The organism is Vibrio sp. 10N.222.55.B11 (genome assembly GCF_041473705.1).
Classification (GTDB): Bacteria; Pseudomonadota; Gammaproteobacteria; order Enterobacterales; family Vibrionaceae; genus Vibrio; species Vibrio crassostreae_C.
This window is the reverse complement of the sequence record NZ_JBFRST010000134.1, coordinates 1-396: the sequence shown is the minus strand read 5'-3', so window position 1 is coordinate 396 and position 396 is coordinate 1. Positions and strand designations below refer to the sequence as shown.

Genomic DNA, 396 nt, shown 5'->3' with positions numbered 1-396 from the left:
TTGATTAGGTTTAGAAAAGTTAAGAGACGATATTGGGTCTGTAGCTCAGCTGGTTAGAGCGCTCGCCTGATAAGCGGGAGGTCGGTGGTTCAAGTCCACTCAGACCCACCAATATCGACCTAGATGGGGCTATAGCTCAGCTGGGAGAGCGCCTGCCTTGCACGCAGGAGGTCTGCGGTTCGATCCCGCATAGCTCCACCATCTTTAAGCGTTCTTGTTCGACAAAAAGTCTTACGAGAGTCTTTAAAAATGGTTCAATTTATTGAATCAAGCTCTTTAACAATTTGGAAAGCTGACTGATTAACTGACTTACGAGTCATGTTAATCAAATTTAAAAGTTCTCAATGTTTATCTGCTCTTATTTAATAAGAACGGTATAAACACAACAAACACATT

Annotated in this window: 2 tRNA genes; both read left to right on the top strand. The window is 42.2% G+C overall.

Annotation, left to right across the window (positions count from 1 at the left end):
• The first annotated feature begins 34 nt into the window (after positions 1-34).
• Positions 35-111 (top strand) — tRNA-Ile (locus AB4503_RS25340).
• A gap of 14 nt (positions 112-125) precedes the next feature.
• Positions 126-201, top strand: a tRNA-Ala gene (locus AB4503_RS25335).
• Positions 202-396 lie beyond the last annotated feature (195 nt).